This is a genomic window from Parasphingorhabdus sp., assembly GCF_049667325.1.
Lineage (GTDB): Bacteria > Pseudomonadota > Alphaproteobacteria > Sphingomonadales > Sphingomonadaceae > Parasphingorhabdus.
This window is the reverse complement of sequence record NZ_JBATHY010000281.1, coordinates 1-3,642: the sequence shown is the minus strand read 5'-3', so window position 1 is coordinate 3,642 and position 3,642 is coordinate 1. Positions and strand designations below refer to the sequence as shown.

The window sequence follows — 3,642 nt, the reverse complement described above, 5'->3', positions numbered from 1 at the left end:
GAATCCGAGCCGGGCAGCTGCAAGGACCGCGAAATCCTGCGCAACGATCCGCACAAGCTGATCGAGGGCGCATTGATCGCCGGTTTCGCGATGCGCGCGCGGGCCGCCTATATTTATATTCGTGGCGAGTATATCATGGAAGCCAAGGTCATGGAGGCGGCCGTCAAGGAAGCCTATGACGCTGGCCTGATCGGCAAGAATGCCGCCAAGTCCGGCTATGATTTTGACGTCTTCGTCCACCGCGGCGCCGGCGCCTATATCTGCGGCGAAGAAACCGCGATGATCGAAAGCCTCGAGGGCAAGAAAGGCCAGCCGCGCCTGAAACCTCCCTTTCCGGCCGGCGCAGGCCTTTATGGCTGCCCGACCACGGTCAACAATGTCGAGTCTATCGCGGTCGTCCCGACGATCATGCGGCGCGGCGCTGCCTGGTTTGCCAGCTTTGGCCGCGAAGGCAACCACGGTACGAAACTGTTCCAGGTTTCCGGCCATGTCGACAAGCCGGCAGTGTTCGAAGAAGCGATGTCGATCCCGTTCAAGGATATGATCGAGAAACATTGCGGCGGCATCACCGGCGGCTGGGACAATTTGCTCGCGGTCATTCCGGGCGGTTCGTCCGTGCCTTTGGTGCCAGCCCATGAGATCATGGACGCGCCGATGGACTTTGACGGCCTGAAGGATGTCGGCTCCGGTCTCGGCACCGCTGCGGTCATCGTGATGGACAAGTCGACCGACATCGTCCGCGCGATTTCGCGGCTCAGCTATTTCTACAAGCATGAAAGCTGCGGCCAATGCACGCCGTGCCGTGAAGGCACTGGCTGGATGTGGCGGGTGATGGAAAAAATGCGCGATGGCGACGCGGAAATCGGCGATATCGACACGCTCTACGAAGTCACCAAGCAAGTTGAAGGGCATACGATTTGCGCGCTCGGCGACGCAGCGGCCTGGCCGATCCAGGGCCTGATCAAGCATTTTCGCCCCGAGATGGAGCGGCGGATTCGCGAGCATAAGGGCGAAGAGATGATGGAGGCGGCGGAGTGAACTATGCACCTTCGTCGCGTCACCCTGAACTTGATTCAGGGTCCAGAGCGGCAATCACAGAATTACGGGACCGCTCTCCCTGGATGCTGAAACAAGTTCAGCATGACGGTTTTGTGGGAGTAGTCCATGCCTAAAGTCACCGTAGATGGCATCGAAATCGAAGTGCCGCAGGGCGCTACCGTGCTGCAGGCTGCCGAGCTTGCCGGCAAGGAAATCCCGCGTTTCTGCTATCACGAGCGGCTGTCGATCGCGGGCAATTGCCGCATGTGTCTGGTTGAAGTGAAGCCGGGTCCGCCGAAGCCGCAGGCCTCATGTGCGCTTCCAGCCGCCGAAGGTCAGGAAATCCGCACCGACAGCGAAATGGTCAAGAAGGCGCGCGAAGGGGTGATGGAATTTCTCCTGATCAACCATCCGCTCGATTGCCCGATTTGCGATCAGGGCGGCGAATGCGACCTGCAGGATCAGGCGATGGCCTATGGCAAGGGCGGCTCGCGCTACGAAGAGAATAAGCGCGCGGTCACCGAGAAATATATGGGGCCGATCATCAAGACGGTGATGACCCGCTGCATCCATTGCACCCGCTGCGTGCGTTTTGCCGAGGAAGTTGCCGGCGTCGAGGAAATTGGCGCAATTGGACGCGGCGAGGGGATGGAGATTACCTCCTATCTCGAAGGCGCGGTGAACAGCGAATTGTCCGGCAATGTTGTCGATCTTTGCCCGGTTGGCGCTTTGACCAGCAAGCCTTATGCGTTTGAAGCGCGGCCGTGGGAATTGACCAAGACGCTCGGCATCGACGTGATGGATGGTGTCGGCACCAATATCCGCATCGATAGCCGTGGCCGCGAAGTGTTGCGTTCTTTGCCGCGGGTCAATGATGACGTGAACGAGGAATGGGCGACCGACAAGACCCGCCACGCGATCGACGGCCTGATGAAACGCCGCCTCGACAAGCCCTATGTGCGCAAGAACGGCACACTGGAAGAAGCAAGCTGGAACGAAGCATTCCAGGCGATTGCCAATGTGAAGGCCGGTAGTTCTGTTGCGGCAATTGCGGGCGATCTGGTCGACTGCGAGACGATGTATGCGGCGAAAAAGCTGCTCAAATCGATGAAGTCGGACATGCTGGAAGGCCGCCAGACCGGACTTTCTTATGATGTGTCCAGTCTAGCAGCGGTGAATTTCAACTCTACCATCGCCGGTATCGAAGACGCGGATGTGATCCTGCTGGTCTCGACCAATCCGCGCTGGGAAGCGTCTTTGGTCAATACCCGCATCCGCAAGGCTGTGCGCAAGGGTCATGCGAAGGTTTTTGGTATCGGGCCGGAAGCGGACCAGACCTATCCGGTGGAATGGCTGGGTGATGATATGGGTTTGCTCGCGAAGCTGCCCAAGGCCCTTGCTGATGCGCTGAAAGGCGCCGAGCGGCCCGCGATCATCCTCGGCGGCGGCGCGCTGAGCATCGAAGGCGCGCATGGCGCGGCTCTCAAGCTGGCGACAAAATACAAGCTCATCCGTGATGGCTGGAACGGTTTCAACATCCTCCATATCGGTGCCTCGCGTACTGGCGGGCTGATGCTCGGTTATGCCTATGGCGGCGGGATCAAGGCGATAGCGGCGAAGAAACCGAAATTGATCTTCGCGCTCGGTGCGGACGAAATGAATTACGAAGCGTTCAAAGACAGTTTCAAGGTATTTATCGGCCATCATGGCGATGCCGGTGCCCATGCGGCGGACGTGATTCTGCCCGGCGCTGCCTATACCGAGAAAAACGGTACTTATGTCAATCTTGAAGGCCGCGTACAGCGTTCGAACAAGGCGATTTTCGCGCCCGGCGACGCGCGCGAAGACTGGAGCATATTGCGGGCCCTGTCCGATGTGATGGGCAAGACCCTGCCATTCGATAGCTTCGAGGAACTACGCGCCAAAATGGCGAAAGATCATCCCGAACTGGCCGCTGAAGGCCTGGTGACTTTCGACTGGGCACCGCCAAGCGGATTGCCGAGTGCACCCAAAGGGCAGGGCGTCCATCCGATCAAGGATTTCTACCTGACCAACAGCATCGCCCGCGCCAGCGCAACGATGCAGCGCTGTTCCGCGGAATTGCTGCATGCCGATGACGAGATGCTGGAGGCGGCCGAATGAATCAGCTTCCTGATCTATTGGTGAGAGCACCGAAAATTTTCTATGCGCTGGCCGTAATAGTGTTTTTTGCGACATTCTGGATGTCTTTCTACGAAGTCAAAGTGGCGCAAATGCCATACGGCCCAGAATATAGTCCGATGATCAGAGCTGCTCTTTTGAGGGCTGTATTGCAGGGATTCTCGGAGGCAATTTGGATTGGCGCCAACGGAATATTGTTTGATTTTCTTGTGCGATTCTGGAACCGCCACGCTGCGTCGAGAGAGTCGGGAGATAATCAATGACCGAATATCTCCAATCCCTTATGGGTTTTGAAGCTGGCTGGTTCGTCGCCACGCTCGCGCTAATCCTGCTGATCGCGCTGCCGCTGATGCTCGCCGTTGCAATGATCATCTATGTCGACCGGAAAATCTGGGCGGCGATGGCGTTGCGGCGCGGGCCTAACGTAGTAGGGCCGTTCGGTTT

At 58.2% G+C, this 3,642-nt stretch carries 4 protein-coding genes; all 4 read left to right on the top strand.

The genetic code is table 11. From position 1 onward, the window contains the following. A partial coding sequence (gene nuoF / locus WBM93_RS12600; RefSeq protein ID WP_424432214.1) for an NADH-quinone oxidoreductase subunit NuoF occupies positions 1-1,038 on the top strand: 1,038 nt, incomplete at its 5' end. A gap of 126 nt (positions 1,039-1,164) precedes the next feature. Then, positions 1,165-3,180 (top strand): NADH-quinone oxidoreductase subunit NuoG, encoded by a 2,016-nt coding sequence (gene nuoG / locus WBM93_RS12595; RefSeq protein WP_424432213.1) that lies wholly within the window; start codon positions 1,165-1,167, stop codon positions 3,178-3,180. Continuing rightward, positions 3,177-3,461: a hypothetical protein gene (locus WBM93_RS12590; protein WP_424432212.1), complete on the top strand. Its 285-nt coding sequence runs from the start codon at positions 3,177-3,179 to the stop codon at positions 3,459-3,461. Before nuoG ends, WBM93_RS12590 begins: the two co-directional genes overlap by 4 nt. Beyond that, on the top strand, positions 3,458-3,642 hold a 185-nt coding region (locus tag WBM93_RS12585), incomplete at its 3' end, for an NADH-quinone oxidoreductase subunit H (RefSeq protein WP_424432211.1). The genes WBM93_RS12590 and WBM93_RS12585, both read left to right, overlap by 4 nt.